Source organism: Pseudomonas sp. CLCA07 (genome assembly GCF_053615335.1).
The window spans coordinates 3,435,959-3,458,532 of record NZ_CM132131.1 but is presented as its reverse complement, the minus strand read 5'-3'; the positions used below and the strand labels follow the sequence as shown (position 1 = coordinate 3,458,532).

Sequence of the window (22,574 nt, the reverse complement as noted above, 5' to 3'; positions counted from 1 at the left end):
ATTGCAGGCGCTTTTTTTGTGCCCGCATTCTCGTGTTATGGCGGGTTGCGCAGGAGCACCTTCGGGTGCGCCGGGTTCCGTTTGCCCCGGTCCGCCAATCCTGTGCAACTCGCCACCCATCTCTGCTTGGCGGCAGACTGGAGTGGCTCCGATGAAGTAAACGGAGCTCCACCCATGAAACACGCCCTCATTTCGTCTAGCAACAGTCTGGCCATCGCCATCATCGGCGCCGAACTGATTGCCTATCGCGTCAACCGCTTACCCGAACAACGCGCCCACCTTCTTGGCTTGGTGCAGATGGCCGATACCCTTGGCGCCCTCAGCAGCACCGACCGCGCCACCCTCGCCACTTCCCTGACCGTCGCGGAGGTGTAATGAACAACCTCCGCCAAATCACCGACGAAGCGCTCGACCTGATTGATGCCACCACCGATCACATCGGCTGGTTGACTGCCCTGATGACGGCCATTCGTGCCGACGCGAAACACAACAAGGGCCGCGACCTGGAAAAGCTGACCGGTTTGGGCCAGTACCTGAGCAGCGATTGGGATCACTATCTGGACGGGCAATCCAAGCGCCTGCGCGGTCAGTTGGATGTGATGGAGGTATCGCTATGAACACCTTCATCTGCATGCCCGACACTCCGATTGTCGACCTGAGCACTGACCAACGCCGCACGCTGATTGACCTCATTGAAGTCGAGCGCACTCACGCTTCCCATTGGTGGACGATGCTCAACGAAATGCGCTGCCGTGGTGAGTTGCCGCATTGGGTGAAAGAACAAGCCGTCGGGTCTGCCCCGGATCATGACCGTTGGCTAACTGATTGCTACTCCACCAACAAAGCGTTGTTCGGGCGCGCCTCTGTGCGCGGTGAAGCCAGCCAGCAGATGTTTCGCTGCCACCCTGATCTGAGGGGCTAAATCATGACGAATTTTCAACACTGCCAAACGGCGGTGACGCCCTCGGCTTGCCTGAAGAAAGTCACCCAGCCATCTAGCGTCCCTCCTCACAAGGCCGCGCCGGTCCTGTTTCGCGACGCCCTTCAGTCTGTTTATGGCCCACTCGATTGGCTGCCGGAGCCAGATGGTCTGATTCATCGCTTTCACGTTCCCGGCGATAGACAAGGCAGCGAAAACGGCTGGTATGTCTTGTACCTGGACGGGATTATTTCGGGCGCGTTTGGCAGCTGGAAAGCTGGTGCTACTCACACCTGGTGCAGCCGTGAACCTGCCGATCCGCGTGAAGCCGAGCAAGTGCGCCAGCACATCGAGCAGGCCAAGCGCCAGCGCGAAGCCGAACAGCAACAGCGCCAGCTCAAGGCGGCGATCCGTGCTCAGCGTTGGTGGCGCGATGCGCGGCGCGCTGATTCTGCCCACCCGTACCTCATCGCCAAGGGTATTCGTCCGCATGGCTTGCGCCAGAGTGGTGACGCCTTGCTGGTGCCGCTGTACGTGACGGGTGAGTTGGTCAACTTGCAGCGCATTGCCCGCGACGGCAGCAAACGCTTTCTGGCGGGTGGCCGGATCAAGGGCAGCTATTCGCCCTTGGGCGTCATCGTCCCGGGCCAGCCGCTGTGCATCTGCGAAGGCTGGGCCACAGGTGCCACGCTGCACCAGCACGGCTACGCCGTGGCCTGCGCCATGAACAGCGGCAACCTCAAGCCGGTAGCGTTCGCCCTGCGCGCCCGTTACCCCGAACAGCCAATCCTCATCGCCGGCGACGACGACCGGCTCACTGATGGCAACCCCGGGCGTACGGCTGCCAATGCCGCCGCCGCGCTCGTAGGTGGCCAAGTGGCGTTCCCACAGTGGCCAGAAAACGCCCCCGCAGACCTCACCGACTTCAACGACCTCGCCAACTGGAAACGCGCCCATGTCCCTGCCTGACAGCAACGTCATCAGCCTTCGGCCTGATGCGCCGACCGTTACGCCTGAGCGTCCCTGCTGGGCCGTGTACGAACACTGGGTCACCAATGAAAAGGGCCGCAAGCTGCGCCCGGGTGTGTACCGTCACGGCTTCAAACGTGCAGCGGGCCAAGATGAGGATGACGCCGACAGCGACACCCATGATCGCCCGATCATTGATGAATGGATCGCCAGCCCGGTGACCGTAACAGCGCGGACCACCAACAGCGATGACGGCAGCGAGGGACGTTTGCTGCGCCTGTTCACCGACAGCGGCATCAAGGAATGGATCATTCCCATGGAGGTGTTCGGCGGCAGTGGCGAGGATGCCCGCCGCCAGCTGTTCGGCATGGGCGTCATCATCGCGCTGAAAAAGCGCGCTGCCTTTATGGAGTACCTGCTGGAGCAGCGCCCGGAAGAAGTGTTCGCCACCACGGGTCGTCCGGGCTGGCATGAGTCGGGCGCCTTTGTCTTGCCGGGGCGCACCCTCGGCAGCGACAAGGTGCGTTATCAGGCCAGCGGTAAAGGCCAGAACCTGTTCAGTGTGCGTGGCGAGCTGGCGCTCTGGCAAAGCGAAGTCGCCGCCAAGTGTGCGGGCAATCCGGTGCTGACATTGGCGATTGGCTGTGCGCTGGCCGGACCACTGCTGAGTCTGGTTGGCGTACTCGGTGGCGGCGTGCACCTGGTGGGCGACAGCTCCAGCGGCAAGTCACTGGCGCAGTTGATTGGCTCGTCGGTGTGGGGTGACCCTGGCGTGTTCGCCGCCAGTTGGGACATGACCAAGGGTGGCTTGGAAATCGAAGCCGCCGGGCGCAATGACACCCTGTTACCACTGGACGAAATCAAGCGCGCCGACCCGAAGCGTGTGCAGGAGATGGCCTACTCACTGGCCAATGGTCAGGGCAAAGGCACCATGACCCGCGAGCGTGAAGGTCGGGCCAAATTGAGCTGGCGCCTACTCACCCTGTCGAGTGGCGAACGCTCCCTTTCCGAGCACGCCGCCATCTCCGGCAATGCCGCCCACGCCGGTGCTGAACTGCGCATGGTCGACGTGAATGCTGGCACTCGCGCCCACCGTGCTTTCGATGAATTGCACGGCCTGGAAGGGGCCGACTTTCACCGTCTGCTCACCGTAGCCGTGAGTGCCCACCATGGTCATTTGGGTTCAGCGTTCGTCGAGCAACTGCTCGCCAGCGATGACCGCCCCGGACTGCTGGAACACTTCGCCAACGTGCGCGCCAAATTCGTCGAGGACAACGCACAGGCTGGCCGGGTGGCCGACCGCTTCGCCGTGATTGCCCTGGCCGGGGAAATGGCCATCGCTTACGGCCTGTTGCCCTGGACACCGGGTAGCGCCCTGAGCGACTGCCAGTTGCTGTATGGCGAGTGGCTGGCCCGGGTCGGCGGCGGCAATGCCGAAGACCGGCAGATCCTCGCCGGCATCCTCGACTTCATCGACAAACACGGCAGCAGCCGCTTCTCCGATGTGGATGACCACACACCCGACTCCAAGGTGTTCAACCGGGCCGGGTACTGGGAGTTATCCCTGGGTAAACGGCTGTACTTGTTCAACAAGTCGGCGCTGGTCGAAGCGGCCAATGGCTACGGCCTCAGTCGTGTGGTCAAGGCGCTGGACGGGGTGGGCGCGTTCGCCAAGCGCGACACCGACCGAGACAGTCGCAAGACCAAGAAATATCGCCTGCCCGGGGGTGGGTCGGCGCGCCTGTATGTCGTCGACGCCGAAGCCATGGACCTGGAAGCCGCCAGTGTATGACCACTCAACACCAATGGCCGACTTCACAGGAACCTAGTTTTGTGGGGAACGCGGGGAACAGTGGGAACAGCCAATGTTTCCGGGGCCTTGGGGTGTTCCCCCTTATAGAGATGTTGGGGAACAGGGGGAACACACACCTGTTTTTCTATAAACGACCCCGCTTCTGCCCAGCGATCTGGCGGGAGGTGCTCGGCACATAAGGCGTGGCCAGCCCGCTGATCCACCTAACTTATTATTTTTTGGAGAATCACCCATGACTGACCACACCCAAGTCACCAAACCCAACAACGCCAAATTGCTGAAGGAGCTGGAGAGCAAGAAAGCCGAGTGGAAGCGGGAAATTAAAGTGCTCGAGGAGCAGAGCGAGCCGTTGCGGGAGATGCTCGATGGCATACCGTTGCGCATTGAAGACTGTACGCAAGAGCAGTGGCAGCAACGATGCCAATTACAGAATGAGGCGTTCAAACTGGAGCGTCCCGCTTCAAGTCTCAAGACGCAATTGGTGTACCTGGACAAAGATATCGAGCGCCTGTCCACGCTGCTCAATGCTGACAAGCAGATTGTGGCCAACAACAAGCGGGACCAGGAACTCACGTCAGAGGTTGGTCGCCTGCGGGACGGTGCCGAGCGTGTGCAGAGCGCCATGAAGGACATTGAAGCCAGGCACGAAGACGCTGGGACGAACGTTGACATGGGGTTGCAACTCGCTGTGCAAGCGCGTGCTCGAGCAACGGCCACGGGTGACTTTCTCGCCAGCACCGCCGCGGAGAAGGCAACGCAGGAAGCGACGACAGAGCGACAGCGGGCCCATCAAGCCAAGGAGCATGACGAGCCTCTGCTGACCGCATTGCGGGCCGAAGCCGAAGCAATTGATGCACAGATTGTGAGCGCGCTGAAGGAGCAAGACATTGCCCGCGAAAAAGTCCGGACGTCGCAGATCGCGAAGCTGGAGGACGCCTGGGATCAACAGGTGCAGGCACTGGTTACCATTGGCAGCCACCTGGTGAGCCTCGGCAGTAACGAAGCTTTTCGCTCTATGAAAATTCCCCATATGGCAGACCGCACCCACTCAGTTAGCTATCGCGATCTGCTCGATGACCCCTCGGTGCTACTCGGGTGAAGCCGGCCGTAGAGAAGTTGAACCCATACCGCACGTGGGTTGCCAATGCCGTCGAGCGACCGATGTGCCGCGGCTTTGAAACCGTGGGCAAGAAGGTCGTGTTTTGGTCGGCGGTCTGCTGGGAGGCGGTCAAGTCAGCGGGCGAGCGGAGCATTGTTCGACCGTTCGCCACCGAGCAAAAGGCGCAATGGGCGGCGCAGGTACTGACCACGCATTACCCGGGCCGAGTGTATGCACTGCTCCACCAGGTCAGTGAGAAGGACGTCGAGACGGCTCAGATGGAGGTCTTCGAGCGTTCGGTGATGGATGACGTGGTGGCCTTGGAACTGGCCGCCAAGTACGCGACAGCGCCGGATTAATCCCCTGGCTTTGAGGAGACCGTAGGCCGCTGGGTTAAACCCCGGCGGCCTTTTTCATTTGCACACCGCACACACCGACATCGACGCATCGAGCCGCCCGCCTGCACTCATTCAACGAGGTGGCCAGGCGGGCTGTTTTTTATTGGTGCCGTTAGATAGGGGGTAATTCGGTCACGGCTCAGGCAGACAGGCGTTAGATTTAAAGATTCGCAAACCAGCCCGCACGCCGCGAACGGCGGGGCCTGCGAGTCAATTCCGCAAATTGTTAAAGCCGAGGTTTGAATATGGCGCCTGGGACCGTTTTCAGCGTGTTGGCGAGGCTCAACTATGAGGAAAAACAACCGTTAACGGGATGCAGCTGCTGCCGGGGGTAATGGCGCAGATCTGCTCCATCCACCACTGGTGGTTGGACCTCAGATTGAGGGTGGAGAGATGCATCCAGATTTGGACGCATCTCTACTTGAGGTCGAAAAGCCTGCGCAGTAGATACCTCAAATCCAGGGTATGTAGATCCCACTCACAGTTGGTGGATGGACCGGGCAGTCGACCAGCGAAATTCTGAGGGTTAAAGGTGGGATTTTCCCACTTTGGGTAACGCTCGCACCGTTACCTGATCGTTATCGGCGATGCGCTCAAATCTGAGCGTATCACCTCACGTTCGTGCTCTCGCGAAACATATGCCTGCACGAACCGAAGGACTGCCATTCAGACGGCAAGGGCTTTGCGGTTCCTCGTGGGTTGGAGGAAGGTAGAAACGAAAATTCGGGTAATCCTCTGGAGGCCACGCCGCGTAAGGGCTGCAAGGCCTTTCAAGAATCAACCACAGTCGAGGAATCAATCCGTAGAAAAAGCCCATTGCAGAGCAAGACAGGAGCAAGACGGCCGACGAGACCGAAAGCGCCGTAGACAGCGCTGTGTCAGGGCTGGAGCCGCAAACCGAAATTAATCTTATAAGAGGATTTAAAGCGACGAAGCGAGTGAACCAGAGACAGACTCGGGCCTCACCAGCGTGCATTTCATCGGCAGACTAAGCCTCTGCTGGGCGCGACCAAAACTACACTATGGCCGACAGCAACCTGCAAAAAGCTGACGTTCGCCCTAAAGCGGCCTACGGTTTAAACGTAGCTGCTAACCCCAACGCCGGTTCTTTAGTTGCATGTCGACAGGATAAGTTTTAACGTGTGTTTAGTTTAACAAGTGCGGTATAAATTACTGTAGGGATAAAGTGATGGGCCAATACGATACGCAACAAGTTTGCTTAAATGGGCATCAAATTACGGACAATTATCATAGCTCACCAGAGTTCCGCAAAAAATTCTGCGCCACGTGCGGTGAATCAACAATTCATACCTGCCCAGATTGTAATCATGAAATACAAGGGAAGTATCACGTACCTGGAGTTATTTCCATAGGGTTTGGTACAAGCGTGCCCACCCATTGTGGGAATTGCGGTGCGACCTTTCCATGGACAGCAGCAAAGGCGTTGTTGGTCACAACGGAAAGCGAGACCTCCGATATAGACTATTTCGCATTAGTGGAAAGAATCTGTGCGCGCTTTCATCTCGTCGCCAAACAGTTGAAATCTCGCCACGCAGATCGCGACAGCCTACATATTAACGATGAGTATGACACTCAAGACCTGCTGCACGCACTATTGCATGTTTACTTTGATGATATTAGACCTGAAGAATGGACGCCTAGCTATGCTGGTGGTGGATCTAGAGTAGACTTTTTATTGAAAGATGAAAAAATCATTATTGAAGTCAAAAAGACCAGGCCCACTCTAAAGGCCAAGGACGTTGGCGCGGAATTAATCGTCGACTCGCAGCGGTATAGAGCTCACCCGGACTGTAAAAAGCTTCTTTGTTTCGTATATGACCCTGAGGGCTGGATTTCTAATCCTAGAGGCCTTGAAAATGACCTTAATAAAAAGCAGGATGATTTTGAAATAAAGGTACTAATCGTACCAAAGGGCCATTGAAAGTCTCGAGTAGACGAATAAATTCGGAGGCGTGGCCAAATGCGAATACTTATATGGAAATAGCATTTGGCCTCGCCGTCCTACATTTATAAAGTCGGCAAGTCGGGCTGATACGATTAACCTTTTGAGTTTTTCGGATCATCTTTCCGCTGATAGGTTCGCTCCTCTTGAAATTTCCCATCTTCTTTATGGATTTTCACGGAGCCCGTTTTGTCAGACATGAACTCTCTTGTTTTTTCAATAATTTCTTGCTTGGTTTCCGCGCTCTTCGATGGGCGTTCATTCCCTTCTTTGGTAAGATTCCACTTATCACCGTTTTTTGTAATGTGATAATTATCCATAACGCCTCCAAGTTTTTACATCCGGAAGTTAGTGAAATTTAATGCTAATCGAGTTTCAGGTACAAAGTTAGTGCACGAAAGGTTGGTTGTCCAATTTCGATGTATTGGCTACGATCTTTCTCACCCTCTTGATCTATGAATGAGCCTGTGGATGCAAAGTGCGGCCGCTACGGTTTGCCTAAATATGTCTTGCTCAACGTTCACTGATAGCGAGAGACAGACCGTAGCGAACGTCCGCTCTGGCCGAGCTCTGACTTTCACCACCGTCAGCTTTGTGTCGTTTTTGGCCCCTCATTAGCTGTTTTTGGTTGTGAGTGATGCACAACAGCAGAGGCAGCTTCGAAAGCCATCCGCCCTTACAAAACATGTCGGACCATTCAGAAATCAATGGGTCCTCCCGAAGGGGTGGGCCTAGGGGGTAATTCGGGCCCCGCGTCTTCGGTATATACGACCCTTTTTCGGCGGTTGGTTGTTGTTTAGTCCTGACGCTCTGGACAGAAAGTTATAAGGCTGTAAGCCGCGCCCATAGGCCATTCCCATCTATGCGTCGTTTCGATCTGATTACGTCGAAGCGACAACTGATGGCGGACATTAGAGCTATACGACAACCAAAGCCGACTTCTGAACGGGTGCAAAAGCTGCCACCCGTCCCCCCGTCATCTCACGTTCGTTTCTCGAGAAACATACGCCTGGACTCATTTATAGAGGTGGCCAGACCTGAGCGTTTTTCGGTGAGGCTGCTAGACAGGGGTTCAATTCGATCACAGCTCAAGTTGACCGGCGTTAGATTGGGAGATTCTGGTAATCCTCTGGAGGCCTTACAGAACAAGGCCTGCAAGGTCTTTCGAGAAACAACCATAGGTGAGGATTTAAAAGCGCATATTGATGAGTGCCAGACTCCATCGGCCAGTCCAAACCTCTGCGGCTTATGACCAAAATTTACATCACAAGCGATTACAGGGTATGCCTTTAATTGGCCATCTTTCGTTTGCCAAATCACTCTTCCGCCAGAGATCATAATTGCTATTCATTTAGGCAAAGGATTTGACATGCCAACCATCATCGATTTCAGTCGTGTATTGTCGAATCGGGAGCAGGCCATCCTGCAAGGTTTCAAACAGGGTTCCACTCCGAAGGCATCTGACGATGAAGAAGACGGGACATCACGCGTCGCCAGAGTACGCTTGTCGTGAGTCTCAGTTTTTCTAAAGAAGGTCCGGTATTCCCGGAACATCTAGTCAATGCTTTGCTTACCGGCGACGTAGTTTTTCTGTGCGGTGCGGGTGTCAGTGCGCCGCAGCTTCCAGGATTTGAAGGTTTGGTCAAACAATGTTTCGACCGGCTCAATCTGGAAATGAGTACATCCGAGCAAAAGTCGTTTGTAGACGGTCGATTCGAAGAGGTTTTGGGGTCACTCAGCCGCCGGATTGTCAATCCTGGCGATATGATCCGCACGGTGGCGGAACTACTGCAACCTCCGACGCAGCCCGACCTTACCCATCACCGCACTATTTTAAGGCTTTCTCGCAACCTCGATAACCGGCCGGTTATCGTCACGACCAACTTTGACACGATGCTTGAAAAGGCACTTCTCGAGGTCGATGGTGCCAAGCAGGTTCGGGCTCTCAGCTTTGCAGGGCAAGATCTACCCTCCCCAGGAAGCGCTGGCTTCGGCGGGATCATCCATCTCCACGGCCGTGTAACCGACGAACATATCGAGTTGGAAGAGACGCCGCTTGTCGTGACAAGTGCGGACTATGGCGACGCCTACATGCGCTCGGGTTGGGCGTCTCGTTTTCTGTTCGACCTGTGCCGCTGCAAGACTATTGTGCTTATTGGCTACAGCGCCGGCGATGCGCCAGTCCGTTATTTTCTGAATGTTCTCGAAGCCGATCGACAGCGATTTCCTGATTTACGCCCCGTCTATGCGCTAGATGCGGTCGATGCGCGGGAGGAGGCGGACGTTCGCTGGGGTGCACTTGCGGTCGAGCCGATTGTGTATGAACGCGTAACCGATTCTGCAACCGGTAAGAAAAACCACAGCGCACTCTGGCGTGACCTCGATCAACTCGCCGACGTTGTGGAGCGCCCTCGAACTATCCGGCGTACCTGGGCTCAAGCGATCCTCGTCAAATCCTTTGCTGCTGCTGAGCCGGCCGAACTCGATCGCGTTTTGTGGCTACTCAGCGGCCACCAAGACCTGTGGTCAGTCGCGATAACCACAATTGAAGATGCAACCTGGTTCGATTTTTTCGTCGACCGCAAACTCTGGAGCGACCAGGACACGGCCCGGATCGCTGCTACTTGGCTTGCCCGCGACTTTGAATCAGTGCACCGGTTCAGATTAGCCATCACATGGTTGGAGCGGTTCGGCCAGCCGTTCGCTAACGTGATCGCTAACCGTGTTATCCATACCAAAGGCTTACCGGATTTTTGGCTCCGTGCCTGGCGCCTGCTTGCAATCAGCCAGCCGCATCGTGACATGAAACTGGATAACCAATCTTACGTCATCCAGAACAGGCTTCGTGGTCCAGTCGTGCTCAATGCCGATCTTCATATGGCCGTGGGGCTACTTACACCAGCTCTCAGACTCAAGGCCAACTTTTATACGCTTCATAGCGAGCGCGAGCTCAATTTTCCCAATCGGCTCACCGACTTATTTTGGCCGAACTGGACGGTTCAGGACATGGGCGGGGCTTCGGGGCTTGTCGACGCACTTATCGCGGTGCCACAGCCGGGTGTCATCATGGCTATCGCAATGGCGAAGCTTCAAGAGGTCGTCGGAATGTCTCTCGACATCGATGGGATCGGCGAAGACTTCGATATCAACGACTCCTCTGTGCCGTCGGTCGAGCCTCACATGCAAAATGAACATCATGATGGAGTGGTCTTTCTCATCCAGCTTCTTTCGCAGCTACTTCCTGCAGTCGCCCGAGCCGATAGAGGTGAAGGCCGCTCGCTGGCGGAAACTTGGCGTCATATGCCAGGAGTTCTTGGGAGCCGGCTGTGGTTGCACGCTTTGCGTAACGCGACGCTCTTCGCGGCGGACGAGGCAATCACCGGGCTAGAGACACTACCGCTCAATATTTTCTGGAGTATCCGGCGCGAGTTCGCAATGGTGTTGCGCGATCGTGCAGCCGACGCAGATCCGGCGCTGGTGACACGGATCGAGCGGCGTATTCTTACTGAGGGAAACGCTTATTACACGCGTTACACCATCGAGGAAGGACAAGTTGATTGGCGTAGTCATGCGCGCGATGCCGAGGTATGGCTAAGACTCAACATGCTCGGCGCAGCCGGCGTTTTGTCTGAAGCGGGTGTCGCTGAACTCGCAGCTATCAAGGGGCGTCGCGATTATCTTGATCGTGAAGTAGAAGAGCGGGACTTTTTCAGATCTTACTCAACCGGCGTTCGAACGGTGATCGGTAACGCCCTGCCGATCACCGACGCGGCGGATGATAAACGTCTTGAGGTGGCACACGCGATCATCCACAGTCCTGATGTCGAGAAGCAACTGGGTTGGAGTGTCTATTGCCGGACTGATCCGAGCGGCGCCTTCGACACGCTAAGGAAAGCATCGCTCGATGCTTCAAACGCGCCACTGTGGAGTGATCTCATTGGATCTTTGTCGTTTCCGCAGGAAGAACGCGATTCGACGACCCACGGGCTCGTCATCAGCATTTTTGTAGCGCTCGAGCCCGCGACCGAATCCTTCCTCGCCCTCATCATCGGCCGATTATCAGACCTTTATTCAAGTTCTCCACGGCAAGCGGTACCTAAGATCGCCGCTTGGTGGCCACGGCTGTTTGCTAGTGCCATAGCTCACGACGACTCACCGCTCGACGAGAGCCGCAAACTATTTGACGATGCGATCAATTCGCCAGGCGGGAAGCTAACTGAAGCAGCGCTTGTCGACATCGAGCAGAGCCGGCAAGCGAATGAACCAATTAGTCAAAATCTACTGGATGCTATCGCGCAGGCAGCTGCCGCCGAAGGCCGACAGGGCACGCTAGCGCGTGCTGTTCTTGTCAATGCGGCCGGCTTTGTTCTAACAATAGAAGGGCAGAATGTGGCCGGGATGCTTGACGCAGCACTCGGTGGTGCTACTGCCGAGGGAGTGGCGCTGCGAGCAGTTCTGGTCAACCAAGCGCGCCTGTCTGTAGTTGCATCGCAGGCATTCGGGAAGCATATCTTGCGTGGCGTTATCGAAGTTGACGGTCGGGGGCAAGCCGCAACCTCCGCAGCGGCTAAAATCATGGCTCCGGCGCTATCGATCATTCGCAAAGAAAAAGATGCCGATTGTTGGGGTATCACGCTTGCAGATACTGCTCAGGGGCTTCGGAATGGCCCACCAGCCTTGCGCGAGGGCGCTGCTAATGTCCTCGTGCAATGGATCAACCAGATCGAGGGTGGCCCCGCCGCGGCATGGCGTACTAGTATTGGTCCTCTACTTGCCAAAGTTTGGCCGCGTGAGCGTGCCTTGCGCGAGAAAGAGTTGACGCGCCATTTCTCTGGCCTAGCGGTCAATTCGGCAGATGCGTTTCCCGAGGCGTTAGAACAACTGCTCCCCTATCTTACGCGGCTGGAAGGGCATGGAAACCTCTATGCAATCGAACAGTCCACTTCGCCTGAGCAGTTTCCTCGCGAGACCCTGACTCTGCTATGGCAGCTCTTTGGCCCGGGCACCACTAGTAATCTCTACGGTGTGCCCAATATCCTTGAACGGATGATTGGGTCAGAGCCATCAATCGAGTTCGACCGCCGGCTGCAATGGCTCGACCAGCGGGCTGTTCGCTATGAATAAGTGAACCGACCGCGGCTTCGTAAAATCTACGAATGACTGCTCTGGCCGATATCTGCCCGTCACCCCAAGGGCTCGAATCGACCAGTAGCGGATGGCGCTCGCTCACTTCACAGACCAGGGGGCGGTGGTCAGTGCCGCGCCGAAAATGCAGAAAAATGCGACGATTGGGATCGTGAGTACTGAAATGACACCAGTACCGACGATGTATCCGATTACATTTGCAGCGCCCTCGCTAACGGTCATCCCCCACGTAAATTTAATCAGCTGTGCAGTAGAAGTTACGCAGCCTATGGCCCCGAAGAGGAACCCAACACCAAGGGTGCTTACCGCAATTTTCGCTTTGTCGTCCATTTGAAACGCTCATGGCTGTGGCTCGGTTACGATTATCGAAACACAAGCCAATTTGTTTCGCGAGCGAAGTCAGCGTACTTAAGCCTGTTCGCTATAAAGTCGATCACTGGTCACCCGTAGCCGGCTGCACAGAAAGCCTTACAACCTAGCGACAACGCATTTGGACGATCAAGTGCAATGTAACTACATAGTGCCTCACCAAGAGATGGCCTCCCATCTCCAGAAACACGCCGGGGACCCTGGCATTTTGGGCGAGGAACGGGTGCGAAGACTCGCGCAAACTCGTTAGCGGCACCCCGTCAAAGTTAGTTAACTGGTTAACTCGGTTGGTTAACTGGGCTGAAAGCCTTACGGGCCGTGGCTTGTAGCCCGGTTAACTAAGCATTTGAGCTGGTTAACTCGGCTATCCTTCGTTCGCCTGAGAGCCAAGCGGGCCGTGGCTTTCAGGGCGGTTAACTAAGGAGTTAACCGACTAAATTACTCGGTTAACTGGTTAACCGCCCGAACTGATGGGCTAAATCGGCTGAGAGCCTGCTGGGTTGGGGCTTTCAGGGCAGTTAACCAAGAGTTAACCGACTAAATTACTCAGTTAACTCTTGGTTAACTCAAGTGACTGCCTCCTAGAGGGCAGTCTCTGTTCCCCCAAAAAAACACTGGGGTACAAGTTCCCCCGCCAAAGGCCCCGGAAACATTGGTTGTTCCCACTGTTCCCCCGTTCCCCGGTTTTTTGAAATCAGTCACACATTGGATGATGGCAAATCGCGGAAAGTGGGGTGGTCGTTTGGCGCCTTAAGCGAGGGACTGCAATCGACCCGAAGCGATTAATCCTGTGGGGGGACTATGGCGGGAAGCAAGGTGAATGACGTGGGCTACAATTTTTCGAGATGAGGCTGATGAGACCATGCTTGACAGATAGCGAATGCTTACACACGATGCTACGACGATCTATGGCCTGAAATAAGCGCCAACAGGACTATATGCCCACTATTTTTGATATTGCTGACCACATTCTCGCTCAGACTCCTGCTCCTCATAGCCTGACGAACCGAGAATTACAAAAGCTACTGTACCTTGCCCAAGGCTTTCATCTTGCGCAGTTTGGAGAGGCTTTGTTCCAAGAAGACTTTCAAGCTTGGAAGCATGGACCGGTTAACTCTGGAATATTCCACAAATATAAACATCTTGGCTATCATAATATTAACAAGCCAAAGAATGAGATTCTCAAGCCCATTACCGAAAATACGGCTGCTTTCCTATTAGCGCTAACACTGACATTTTGCGCTATCGGCTCATATAAACTCATCGAGTACTCACACGCAGATACTCCATGGGCTTCGAAATACATCCCTGATCAGAATGTTTATCTATCCAAGCCCGAGTTGAAAACCTACTTCGAAAATTTTTCTTCATTTGAAGATTACAAAACGGCTGCAGAACAAAAACTTCAGTTTCATGAGCTTATTCTATCTCGCCTTAAATATTTGAGAGATCTTCCTCTGATTGGGAATGCTTGGATCTCGGGACAAGCGGCAGCGCCTACAGAGCGTACGAGCGAAGTAGCAGTCGGATTTCTTTCGGGCTTAGAAAGGCAACTATTTTCTAATCACGCAAAACCAATTTATCCAAAGTTAATCATGGGCCCGATCCCTACCGGAGGGATCAGCCTGGAATTTGTATCAGACAATTCAACATACTTAAATTTTCACAACTCTGAGATAGTAGAAGTAGAGTTCGAAAAAGACGGCAATTTTGAGGAATACGAAATTCCCTTGGGCCAGTTCGAAGAGAACTTTGCGGAAGTTTACGGGAAGATGTCGGTATGAGTAATATCTTGGACGGAGAAGTGCTCTACCGCTACGCTGACCCACGGGTTTTTCCAGACGGACAGACTGAACTTCCTACTTCAATTTTTAACGACCCTAATCTATCTTGCGATTGGCAAAAAATTCAGCTTAATCCAGAGTTATCGCCGCATGTTGCGAACGGCCGAAATATGATTGTTTCGATTGCTGTTTGCGATAGCATTCGGAATCCAACAAATCCAAAGAGATCGACCCAATTAGTGCCCGACTGGAAGCAAGATATCTTGCACGATCCGCTGCCTGCACAACAAGGGGATGCATTCACTCCAAATCCTTCGCATGCATTGATCCGCGGAAAAAAGAAGGGGGCGGTCACTACTGTGATTCGCGACAATTCGACCTATACGATCATCGAGCGCGAAGCCAAAGCATAATCTCCAATGTAGGCGCTTGCTTCTATAGGGTGTCGTTTGAAGAAACGACACCCAACGTGTCATGGGTCTACGTCAGGCATTGGCATATTTCTTTTTGGGGGCAGATTTGGGGGCAAGCAAATCACCCAAACCACACGAGCCCTTTACCTACAAGGCCTACAGACATTGGTTCTATTCCGTCTCTGGCACCAAATACCGAAAACCCTGAATCGCAAGATTCAGGGTTTTTTTATGCCCGGGATTTGATGAGGCACTGTTCCAGTCACCCTCGAAGCGCCGGACTAAGCATCCCCCCTCCTCCTCGCGCCACGCCAGCAAGCACCTGCAACGCCTTCCGAAGCCGAGTCCCGAGTGGCATCAAGCATTGGTGATCGGCCCTTCTCGCAATCTCTCGGGTTTGTCGGAACGCTCCGTATGCTTTAACGGAAGTGGATGACATACGCTGATCATCGGCTTGGGCAGAATCGTGGGAGGAGCTGCCGCATAACCGGGAGCAGATACACAACAGGGATGTAGACAATGACTGACGCCATCAAACGGGATGTCGAAAACGTTGAGCTTTTTACTGGACAGGACATCAGAATTTTGAGCTTTGATATTCGGCAGTCAACATGGCTTCACAAGTTCGCCGAAGAACTGGCCTCCATCGGCGGGCCGCAGGCACCAGGAGCCAATTTCAAAGCATCTCTGGCAGCCACAGAATTAAAGTTCTCGTTTTCGAAAGACCAATGCGAACTGCTGGCGGCCTACTCCAATGGCCTTATTTGCGTGCTGATCTTTGAAGGGCTGCAAAAAATCACCGATGGCAGCCCTCCAAATGAACTACCCAACCTGACATCCCTGGAAAATCGCTACGACGTCCTTTGCCTGGCCGCCCGTAATCAGATCTTGTTGAAACTGGTGGATAACAACTCCTTTGCCTATGACATGGACAACGAAGGAAAGCTGGTTCGATTGGTGGCCAACTTCAAGGGTGGCGGACTCGTCAAAATCAATGCCGAGCCGGACATCAAGGAACTGAGTTCCCATTCCGGCCTCGCGCTTGGCCCGCATACCGAGGCGCCTTACTGGTGCGCCGTGAACGCGAAAGACGGGCACTCGCCCTCTCCGTCGTCGCTCATACTTTCCGCCCTGTGGAACCCGGGCCTGGAACCTACGCGGGTGATTCCGCTGCCTCCCCTACTGGAAAAAATTGGCGTTACCCACTGCCTCGCACTGACCACGGGCAACTTCCAATTCACTCGTAGCGACTCCTTTGTCAGTGGCAAAGGGGAGGATGGTCGCAACGTTTCGATTCTAGAGTTTGACGACAAGGTCGGGGTCGCAGCCCGCTTCAACTCGTATCGCTTTTCGGTCAACGACAACGCCTCGAATTTTGTCAAAACGGCCTACGCCGCCCTTTGCCAGGGGGTAAGCGAAGCAACTCCATTCAAATACACGCTGACGCAAGAGTCGGCCATGGTCATCAATAACGTCCGATCCCTGCACTGTCGCGATGTCATCAAAGACAACAGACGGGTCCTGGTACGTATTTTCGGGCTTTCAAAATTTTCTTCCCCTGTCGTTATTTCAGAGGACCCGTTACTGCTGCAGGGCTGATTTTTTAAGCATTCAAGCTGCGGAAGGACCAGTCATGTGATTACTGGCCAATAACTATAAAGAGGGAATGTTATGTCTTGGGATTTAATAGGCATGTTGGCGCTTGTCGCTTTTTTCGCCGGTTTTTTTGATGCGATTGCCGGCGGTGGGGGCTTGATTACCTTACCTGCATTGTTTCTGGCCGGTATAGATCCGATCAGCGCAATTGCAACGAACAAGTTCCAGGCCGCGTCGGCAACTGTTTCGGCCACTGTGACCTTTGCTCGTAAAGGAATGATCGAGTGGCGCGAAGGTCGTTTCCTGGTGATCTGCGGATTTATTGGCGGCGCCAGTGGTGCCTTGCTGGTCAGCTCTATTGATAAGCACTATCTGGAAGTTTGCGTGCCTATCATGCTGATTCTGGTGGCTATCTATTTTGCTTTCTCTCCCAAGCTGGCCAATGAAGATCGACGCAAGAGAATCGGCATTCTGCTTTTTTCGTTTACCTTCGCGCCGATCCTGGGCTTTTACGACGGTATATTTGGCCCCGGTGTGGGCTCTTTCTTTATTGTCGGGTTTGTACTTCTCTGCGGCTTGGGCATGATGCGGGCCATGAGTTTTACCAAACTTGCCAACGCCTCATGCAACCTGGGTTCTTTGTCGGTCTTCATTACCAAAGGTGTGATTATTTGGCCGATTGCCATAGCCATGGCTTTGGCGGCCTTCATCGGCGCTCAATTGGGTGCACGAGCCGCTGTTCGCGTCGGTCCACGCTTGATTAAACCCATGTTGATCGTGGTCTGCTGCGCCTTGGCCATCAAGCTGCTGAGCGTAGAAAGCAATCCCTTACGCGTCGCGATCCTTGAAACTTTGGCTTCGCTATGATTGCCGGTGCGACTCTGACCAGTTCTTGCCTTCAACTTTGATCGCCGCCGACCCACCCTGCGCAGGGTCGGCGGTTCGATGCCGTCTCCGGTACCAAATACCGAAAACCCTGAAACCAACCCCCTCATTCGCTACTGTTCCAGTGGAACACCAGATTCCTCGCGCCAGCACTGGCGATATCTGTCGTGTCACGCTTCGCTTCACCATTGCGCGTTGCCACGACCGTGTACTTGCCAGGAGGCAATTGGACGTAAACCAAAGGGCCTGCCTGCCTGAGCGTCAGCACCGGACCTTGAGCGTTCTGGACAAGCAGTTCCACGTCTGGAATGTATTCGTCTTTCGGACCGACAGAGAAGGTCATGTGCAGGTTATAACCAGTGGTTTGCTGGATAGCCTTCGCTTCATCCTCGCCAATACCACCGGACAGGTAAGCAATCCCGTTTTGCTCCTGCTGCTGAACTTGCACGCCTGAACTGTCGACGGGCTCAAGACTGGCCGCATTCAGCATCGCTGGAAACGCCAGAGCGCCGATGGCAACAAGGGACAACATGAATGCATGGACGAATTTCATGATGACGACTCCCGGGCTTCTCAGAACCCTTTCACTCCCTTGAATTTTGATTTCCAGTACACCGGTCGAGTTTTAGATTGATTCGATCTTGGGTTCACTGCGAAACGGACTACACCCTGTATTCCACAAATACGTCCCGCCGTCGGCCTGGTCCTGCAAAACGAATCCGGCAATTCCTTCCGGCTTACCAGCGGCGTACTGCATCGCCACCCCACGCTCTCTTGTCATCCTCTTTCGCCTGCTCCTCCAGCCACGGAAGACTTCATGACCATCGTCAAAACCGATAACACTCAAGATCCACAACTCGCCTCTCTGGTGAGCAACCTTGGAGATCTGATCCGCCAGGCACGCCTTAAAGTGCTTCGAGCGGTCGATACGGCTCAAGTGCAAACCTGTTGGCAGATCGGGCGGCATATTGTCGAGTTTGAGCAGGAGGGGGCTCGTAGGGCGGGGTATGGGAAGCAGTTGTTGGCGACGCTGGCGAAAATTCTGACAGCCGAGTTCGGGAAAGGCTTTGACGCTTCCAACCTTCGCTACATGCGCCAGTTCTATCAAGCCTTCCCAATTTGTGACGCACTGCGTCACGAATTGAGCTGGACCCACTACCGCAGACTACTGCGGGTCGACAACGACCATGCACGCCATTGGTACATGAACGAGTCAGCCCTTCAGAATTGGTCGAGTCGCGCCCTGGAGCGTCAGATCAATACGCTCTATTACGAACGTCTGCTCGCGAGTCGCGACCGGTCTGCGGTCAGGGAGGAAGCCGCCACCAATATCCAGAAAATGGCCGCTAGCCCCACTGACCCTACACGGAGTTCAGAGGTATTGGAGTTTCTCGGCCTGCCTGATACGGCCTCAGTAGATTGTCCCCACGCATCATGAAGACTATCGTTGGCAGCTACGCGCAAAGGTCCGTCACCGATGAATTTCAAGGACACGCCTGCACAGGCACCCGCTCAGATCGAGCTGCCATTGCCTGCCACCACACCCGGCGCCCCCTTCGAGGAGCCCGCCGCAGACGGCTTCACCCTCGGCGGGTTCACCTGGCGGCACACTCTGCAAGACCCTGCGCGCCCCGTCGTGATCATCAACGCTGCTACCTCCGTGCGCTGCCGCCATTACTCACGATTCGCCGATTACCTGTTCGCCAACGGGTTCGATGTCATCACATACGATTACCGTGGCATCGGCGAATCACGTCCCGCCTCGCTCAAAGACCTCGACGCTTCATGGACCGACTGGGGCGCGCTGGACTTTGAAGCGATGCTAAGGCGCGCTGAGCGTGAATTCCCCGGGCAGCCCATCGACGTCGTCGGCCACAGCTTTGGCGGCTGTGCAGCAGGCCTGGGGGCGTCCGGGCGTGTCATTCGACGGATGGTGACGGTCGGTGCGCAATTCGCTTACTGGCGTGATTACGCGCCCGCCCATCGCTGGCGGATGTTCGGCAAGTGGCATGTGGTGATGCCGTTGATGACGATGTTCCATGGCTATTTCCCCGGCAAGCGCCTCGGCTGGCTGGAGGACACACCGGCCGGCGTAGTTCGCGACTGGACTACACCGACAGCCCGTTATGAAACGCGCCCCAGCGGTCGACGCCTCCATGGCGGAACCGGTCGACTGCCCTTTGAGCGTGTCAGCGCGAAAATCCTGGCGATCAGCATCAGCGACGATCCTTACGGCACGATTTCGGCCATCGAACGCCTGCTCGGCTACTTCACCCACAGCACCAACACCCACTTGCGAATCGCCCCCGAAGACATCGGCGAAGAAGAAGTCGGACATTTCGCCTTTTTTCGCAGCGCATACCAAGCCACACTATGGCCCATTGCATTGTCCTGGCTGCAAAACGCCGAACTGGCCCCCGGCACACCCGGGCGGCAAGTCCCACGCAGCTGAGCCCTCTCAACGATTACGGAACGACACCCATGGCCTCCGCCAACAAGCAGCACAAACGCGCCACTCGCGCCAAAGCCAAGGCCAAGCAGAACCGCACTCAGCGTGCCGCCGCGCCGGTCGAGCTGGACCCGAACGATGATCGCATCGACTTCGAATCGGTGGACCTGACCGAGCTGTTCAAGAAGATGATCGACGCCGAAAAGACCAGCCAGCAAGCGATGTGCCTGGCGTTCCTGGAAGACCCGCTGCTGGAATTGGTCTATGAACAGGAAGGCGAAGAAGGCGCGATGGACTTCATCCTTGCCGCGCTGATCGAGTACCGCCAATGGTCGACCGAAGTGGACGAAGCCGGCGCCCTGGCGTGGATCGAATCACCGGCCTTCCAGGCTGACTATGTGGCAGCGTCCGATATCATCGCCGCCCAAACCCAACAGAAAACAAACTGAGCTCCCATGGCATCCCCGAACAAGCAACAGAAACGCGCCAAACGCGCAAAGGCCAAAGCCAAGCAAATCAACATCCACGGCAGAAAACCCGCTGCGCTGGACGATGACCTAGGGGAAATCGGCGAGCCGATCCCGGAATACACTCTGGCGATGTTCAGCAAGATGCGTGATGCAGAGGCCGTCAGCCGTAACGACATGCTTCAGGTCCTGCTGTCAGATCTCGCCGGGATCATCAGCGACCATCCAGAATTGCTGGACATGGAAAACGCCGACAACGAAGCCATGGCCGCCACTCACCTGGCCGCCGACATGCTGATCGACTACCGCATGTGGGCCGATGGCATGGACCGGGAAACGGCTCAAGCCTGGCTGACCGATCCGCAGTTCATCACCGACTTCGGCGATGCGCTGGACAGCTATCGTCAGGCGCTGGATGCACAAGAAGTAAAAAGCGAGTAAACGCTATTGGCAGAAACAAAAACGGCCGCTTGTCATCACTGACAGCGGCCGTTTTCGTAGGTATCAACAACGATTGCCTTGGGTCAGAACCCTCAGCGTGCCAACACTGCGCTCAGCTTCTCATTACGACGACGGCGAGCTACCAGCACGCCAGCCGCCACCACCAGCAGGGCCAACAGGCCGGTCGCGAGAATCTCCACGCGATGCGCTTCCTGGAACAACATGATGGTCAGGGCTGCCACGATGAAAATGATCACCGCGTAGGTCAGGCCCGGGAACAGCCACATGCTGAAGGCGATTTTTTCACCGCGAGCCATGCGTTGTTTACGCATACGCAGTTGTGAAATGGCGATCACCAGGTACACCAGCAGCGCGATGGCGCCGGAGCTGGCCAGCAGGAATTCGAACACGGCGGCCGGGGCCACGTAGTTGGCGAACACCGCGAGGAACGCAGCGCCGGTGGACAACATCACAGCCCAGTACGGCGTGCCGCTCTTGTTGGTGCGTTGGGAAACGGCCGGTGCATCACCGCGCTTGCCCAGGGAGAACATCATGCGCGATGCGGTGTACAGCGCCGAGTTCAGGCAGCTGGTCACAGCAACCAGTACCACGATGTCGACGATCAGCTTGGCATTCGGGATGCCCATGCGCTCAAGCACAGTCTGGTACGAACCAACGCTGGCCAGGATCGGGTCGTTCCACGGCACCAGGGCCACAACGATGAAGATCGACACGAGGTAGAACAAGCCAATCCGCCAGATCACCGAGTTGGTGGCCTTGGAGATTTGCTGGCCAGGGTTCTTCGACTCCGCGGCCGCGATAGTCACGATCTCAGTGCCCATGAAGGAAAACATGGTGGTCAGGATCGCGCCCAGTACCGCGCCCATGCCGTTTGGCAGGAAGCCCTGGGTGTCGAACAGGTGCGAAACGCCGCTGACCTGACTGGTCGGCATGAAGCCGAAGATCGCCATAACGCCGAGGACAATGAAACCGATGATCGCCACGACCTTGATCAGGGCGAACCAGAATTCGAACTCACCGTAGTTTTTTACACTGAACAGGTTAGTCACCGTCAACAGCAGGGTGATGATCAGCGTGAAAGCCCAGATCGCCACATTCGGGAACCAGGCATGCAGGATGGTTGCGGCGGCGTTGGCTTCCAGCGGGATGACCAAGACCCAGAACCACCAGTACAACCAGCCGATGGTGAAACCGGCCCAGTGACCAATCGCGCGATCGGCGTACGTCGAGAAGGATCCGGTATCCGGCGAAGCAACGGCCATCTCGCCGAGCATGCGCATCACCAGCACGACCAGCATACCGGCGGCAGCGTATGCCAACAGCACGGCCGGGCCTGCGGCGGCGATGGCGTGACCCGAGCCAACGAACAAGCCGGCGCCGATAACTCCGGCAATCGACAGCATGGTCACATGACGCGGTTTGAGCCCCTGTTCGAGGCCATTGGAGCTTGGGGTACTGCTCATTGAAACTACCTTTGTAAGGAAAAGCGAATGCGTGCATCCCGCTTTGAATTCTTTCTCGTAAAAAGAAACCAACGGGGCGTTCTGGATTCTGTACGCAATAATTGCGCCAAAATGTTTCAAAACCGTCTACCACGGTGATCTCGTCCCGACCGGACGGTCATCGCAAGTCATTGAAATTAATGGCACTTTGCCAGAACGTTACCCTGCGACTCACTTTTAGAACGAATGCGCGCACCGGAAACACACCCGAAAAAGGCTCGAAGCACTATAAAAGTGCGGATCAGGGACGATTGGCCGGTTAGCGCTTCCAACACCCCGTCAAAGCTGGCAACATCGCGCCTTTTTTTACGCGACACCCACGGCTGCTTTGTATTTAAAAG

21 protein-coding genes and 1 pseudogene are annotated in these 22,574 nt (G+C 55.4%); 18 read left to right on the top strand and 4 right to left on the bottom strand.

Translation table 11 applies throughout. From position 1 onward, the window contains the following. The first annotated feature begins 174 nt into the window (after nucleotides 1–174). From ACWGZX_RS16010 to ACWGZX_RS15975, 8 genes are all read left to right on the top strand, one after another. Entirely contained in the window at nucleotides 175–375 is a 201-nt protein-coding gene (locus ACWGZX_RS16010) for a hypothetical protein (RefSeq protein ID WP_452624561.1), read from the top strand. Next, nucleotides 375–617, top strand: coding sequence for a hypothetical protein (locus ACWGZX_RS16005; protein WP_452624560.1), 243 nt, complete (start codon nucleotides 375–377; stop codon nucleotides 615–617). The genes ACWGZX_RS16010 and ACWGZX_RS16005 overlap by 1 nt, the downstream gene beginning before the upstream one ends. Next, nucleotides 614–922: a hypothetical protein gene (locus ACWGZX_RS16000; RefSeq protein ID WP_452624559.1), complete on the top strand. Its 309-nt coding sequence runs from the start codon at nucleotides 614–616 to the stop codon at nucleotides 920–922. The genes ACWGZX_RS16005 and ACWGZX_RS16000 overlap by 4 nt, the downstream gene beginning before the upstream one ends. Nucleotides 923–925: 3 nt before the next feature. Beyond that, nucleotides 926–1,888 carry a toprim domain-containing protein gene (locus ACWGZX_RS15995; RefSeq protein ID WP_452624558.1) on the top strand — a complete coding sequence of 321 codons (963 nt, stop codon included), beginning with the start codon at nucleotides 926–928 and terminating at the stop codon, nucleotides 1,886–1,888. Continuing rightward, nucleotides 1,875–3,680 carry a DUF927 domain-containing protein gene (locus ACWGZX_RS15990; protein WP_452624557.1) on the top strand — a complete coding sequence of 602 codons (1,806 nt, stop codon included), beginning with the start codon at nucleotides 1,875–1,877 and terminating at the stop codon, nucleotides 3,678–3,680. The genes ACWGZX_RS15995 and ACWGZX_RS15990 overlap by 14 nt, the downstream gene beginning before the upstream one ends. 253 nt (nucleotides 3,681–3,933) lie before the next feature. Then, on the top strand, nucleotides 3,934–4,800 hold the full coding sequence (locus ACWGZX_RS15985; RefSeq protein WP_452624556.1) for a hypothetical protein: 867 nt from the start codon (nucleotides 3,934–3,936) through the stop codon (nucleotides 4,798–4,800). Next, entirely contained in the window at nucleotides 4,797–5,159 is a 363-nt protein-coding gene (locus tag ACWGZX_RS15980; RefSeq protein ID WP_452624555.1) for a hypothetical protein, read from the top strand. Before ACWGZX_RS15985 ends, ACWGZX_RS15980 begins: the two co-directional genes overlap by 4 nt. 1,228 nt (nucleotides 5,160–6,387) lie before the next feature. Then, on the top strand, nucleotides 6,388–7,140 hold the full coding sequence (locus tag ACWGZX_RS15975) for a DUF2321 domain-containing protein (RefSeq protein ID WP_452624554.1): 753 nt from the start codon (nucleotides 6,388–6,390) through the stop codon (nucleotides 7,138–7,140). Between the two features lie 116 nt (nucleotides 7,141–7,256). Here ACWGZX_RS15975 and ACWGZX_RS15970 read toward each other — a convergent pair whose 3' ends face one another. Next, complete coding sequence (locus ACWGZX_RS15970) at nucleotides 7,257–7,481, bottom strand: DUF2188 domain-containing protein (protein ID WP_452624553.1); 225 nt, start codon at nucleotides 7,479–7,481, stop codon at nucleotides 7,257–7,259. 1,049 nt (nucleotides 7,482–8,530) lie between these two features. On the opposite strand from ACWGZX_RS15970, the gene ACWGZX_RS15965 reads away from it, so the two are divergent. Continuing rightward, nucleotides 8,531–8,674 carry a hypothetical protein gene (locus ACWGZX_RS15965; protein ID WP_452624552.1) on the top strand — a complete coding sequence of 48 codons (144 nt, stop codon included), beginning with the start codon at nucleotides 8,531–8,533 and terminating at the stop codon, nucleotides 8,672–8,674. Beyond that, nucleotides 8,671–12,285 (top strand): SIR2 family protein, encoded by a 3,615-nt coding sequence (locus tag ACWGZX_RS15960; protein WP_452624551.1) that lies wholly within the window; start codon nucleotides 8,671–8,673, stop codon nucleotides 12,283–12,285. Before ACWGZX_RS15965 ends, ACWGZX_RS15960 begins: the two co-directional genes overlap by 4 nt. A gap of 102 nt (nucleotides 12,286–12,387) precedes the next feature. On the opposite strand, the gene ACWGZX_RS15955 is transcribed toward ACWGZX_RS15960, so the two are convergent. Then, nucleotides 12,388–12,636: a hypothetical protein gene (locus ACWGZX_RS15955; RefSeq protein WP_452624550.1), complete on the bottom strand. Its 249-nt coding sequence runs from the start codon at nucleotides 12,634–12,636 to the stop codon at nucleotides 12,388–12,390. A 977-nt stretch (nucleotides 12,637–13,613) separates the two neighbouring features. Here ACWGZX_RS15955 and ACWGZX_RS15950 point away from each other — a divergent pair. The 4 genes from ACWGZX_RS15950 (at nucleotide 13,614) to ACWGZX_RS15935 (ending at nucleotide 17,335) form a co-directional block, all read left to right on the top strand. Further along, nucleotides 13,614–14,459 (top strand): Panacea domain-containing protein, encoded by an 846-nt coding sequence (locus ACWGZX_RS15950; protein ID WP_452624549.1) that lies wholly within the window; start codon nucleotides 13,614–13,616, stop codon nucleotides 14,457–14,459. Continuing rightward, nucleotides 14,456–14,872: a hypothetical protein gene (locus ACWGZX_RS15945; RefSeq protein ID WP_452624548.1), complete on the top strand. Its 417-nt coding sequence runs from the start codon at nucleotides 14,456–14,458 to the stop codon at nucleotides 14,870–14,872. Before ACWGZX_RS15950 ends, ACWGZX_RS15945 begins: the two co-directional genes overlap by 4 nt. Nucleotides 14,873–15,391: 519 nt before the next feature. Next, entirely contained in the window at nucleotides 15,392–16,471 is a 1,080-nt protein-coding gene (locus ACWGZX_RS15940) for a hypothetical protein (protein ID WP_452624547.1), read from the top strand. A 72-nt stretch (nucleotides 16,472–16,543) separates the two neighbouring features. Then, complete coding sequence (locus tag ACWGZX_RS15935) at nucleotides 16,544–17,335, top strand: TSUP family transporter (protein WP_452624546.1); 792 nt, start codon at nucleotides 16,544–16,546, stop codon at nucleotides 17,333–17,335. A 124-nt stretch (nucleotides 17,336–17,459) separates the two neighbouring features. Here ACWGZX_RS15935 and ACWGZX_RS15930 read toward each other — a convergent pair whose 3' ends face one another. Further along, nucleotides 17,460–17,906, bottom strand: coding sequence for a carboxypeptidase regulatory-like domain-containing protein (locus tag ACWGZX_RS15930; RefSeq protein ID WP_452624545.1), 447 nt, complete (start codon nucleotides 17,904–17,906; stop codon nucleotides 17,460–17,462). Nucleotides 17,907–18,170: 264 nt separating this feature from the next. Here ACWGZX_RS15930 and ACWGZX_RS15925 point away from each other — a divergent pair. From ACWGZX_RS15925 to ACWGZX_RS15910, 4 genes and pseudogenes are all read left to right on the top strand, one after another. Then, nucleotides 18,171–18,770: pseudogene (locus ACWGZX_RS15925) on the top strand (DUF1016 N-terminal domain-containing protein); the annotation flags it as partial. Between the two features lie 60 nt (nucleotides 18,771–18,830). Beyond that, a complete protein-coding gene (locus ACWGZX_RS15920) occupies nucleotides 18,831–19,805 on the top strand; it encodes an alpha/beta hydrolase family protein (protein ID WP_452624544.1) in 975 nt (324 codons plus the stop codon). Nucleotides 19,806–19,834: 29 nt separating this feature from the next. Then, on the top strand, nucleotides 19,835–20,251 hold the full coding sequence (locus ACWGZX_RS15915; RefSeq protein WP_452624543.1) for a hypothetical protein: 417 nt from the start codon (nucleotides 19,835–19,837) through the stop codon (nucleotides 20,249–20,251). A 6-nt stretch (nucleotides 20,252–20,257) separates the two neighbouring features. Beyond that, nucleotides 20,258–20,710: a hypothetical protein gene (locus tag ACWGZX_RS15910; protein WP_452624542.1), complete on the top strand. Its 453-nt coding sequence runs from the start codon at nucleotides 20,258–20,260 to the stop codon at nucleotides 20,708–20,710. A gap of 92 nt (nucleotides 20,711–20,802) precedes the next feature. On the opposite strand, the gene gabP is transcribed toward ACWGZX_RS15910, so the two are convergent. Next, nucleotides 20,803–22,194 carry a GABA permease gene (gene gabP, locus ACWGZX_RS15905; RefSeq protein ID WP_223518800.1) on the bottom strand — a complete coding sequence of 464 codons (1,392 nt, stop codon included), beginning with the start codon at nucleotides 22,192–22,194 and terminating at the stop codon, nucleotides 20,803–20,805. Nucleotides 22,195–22,574 lie beyond the last annotated feature (380 nt).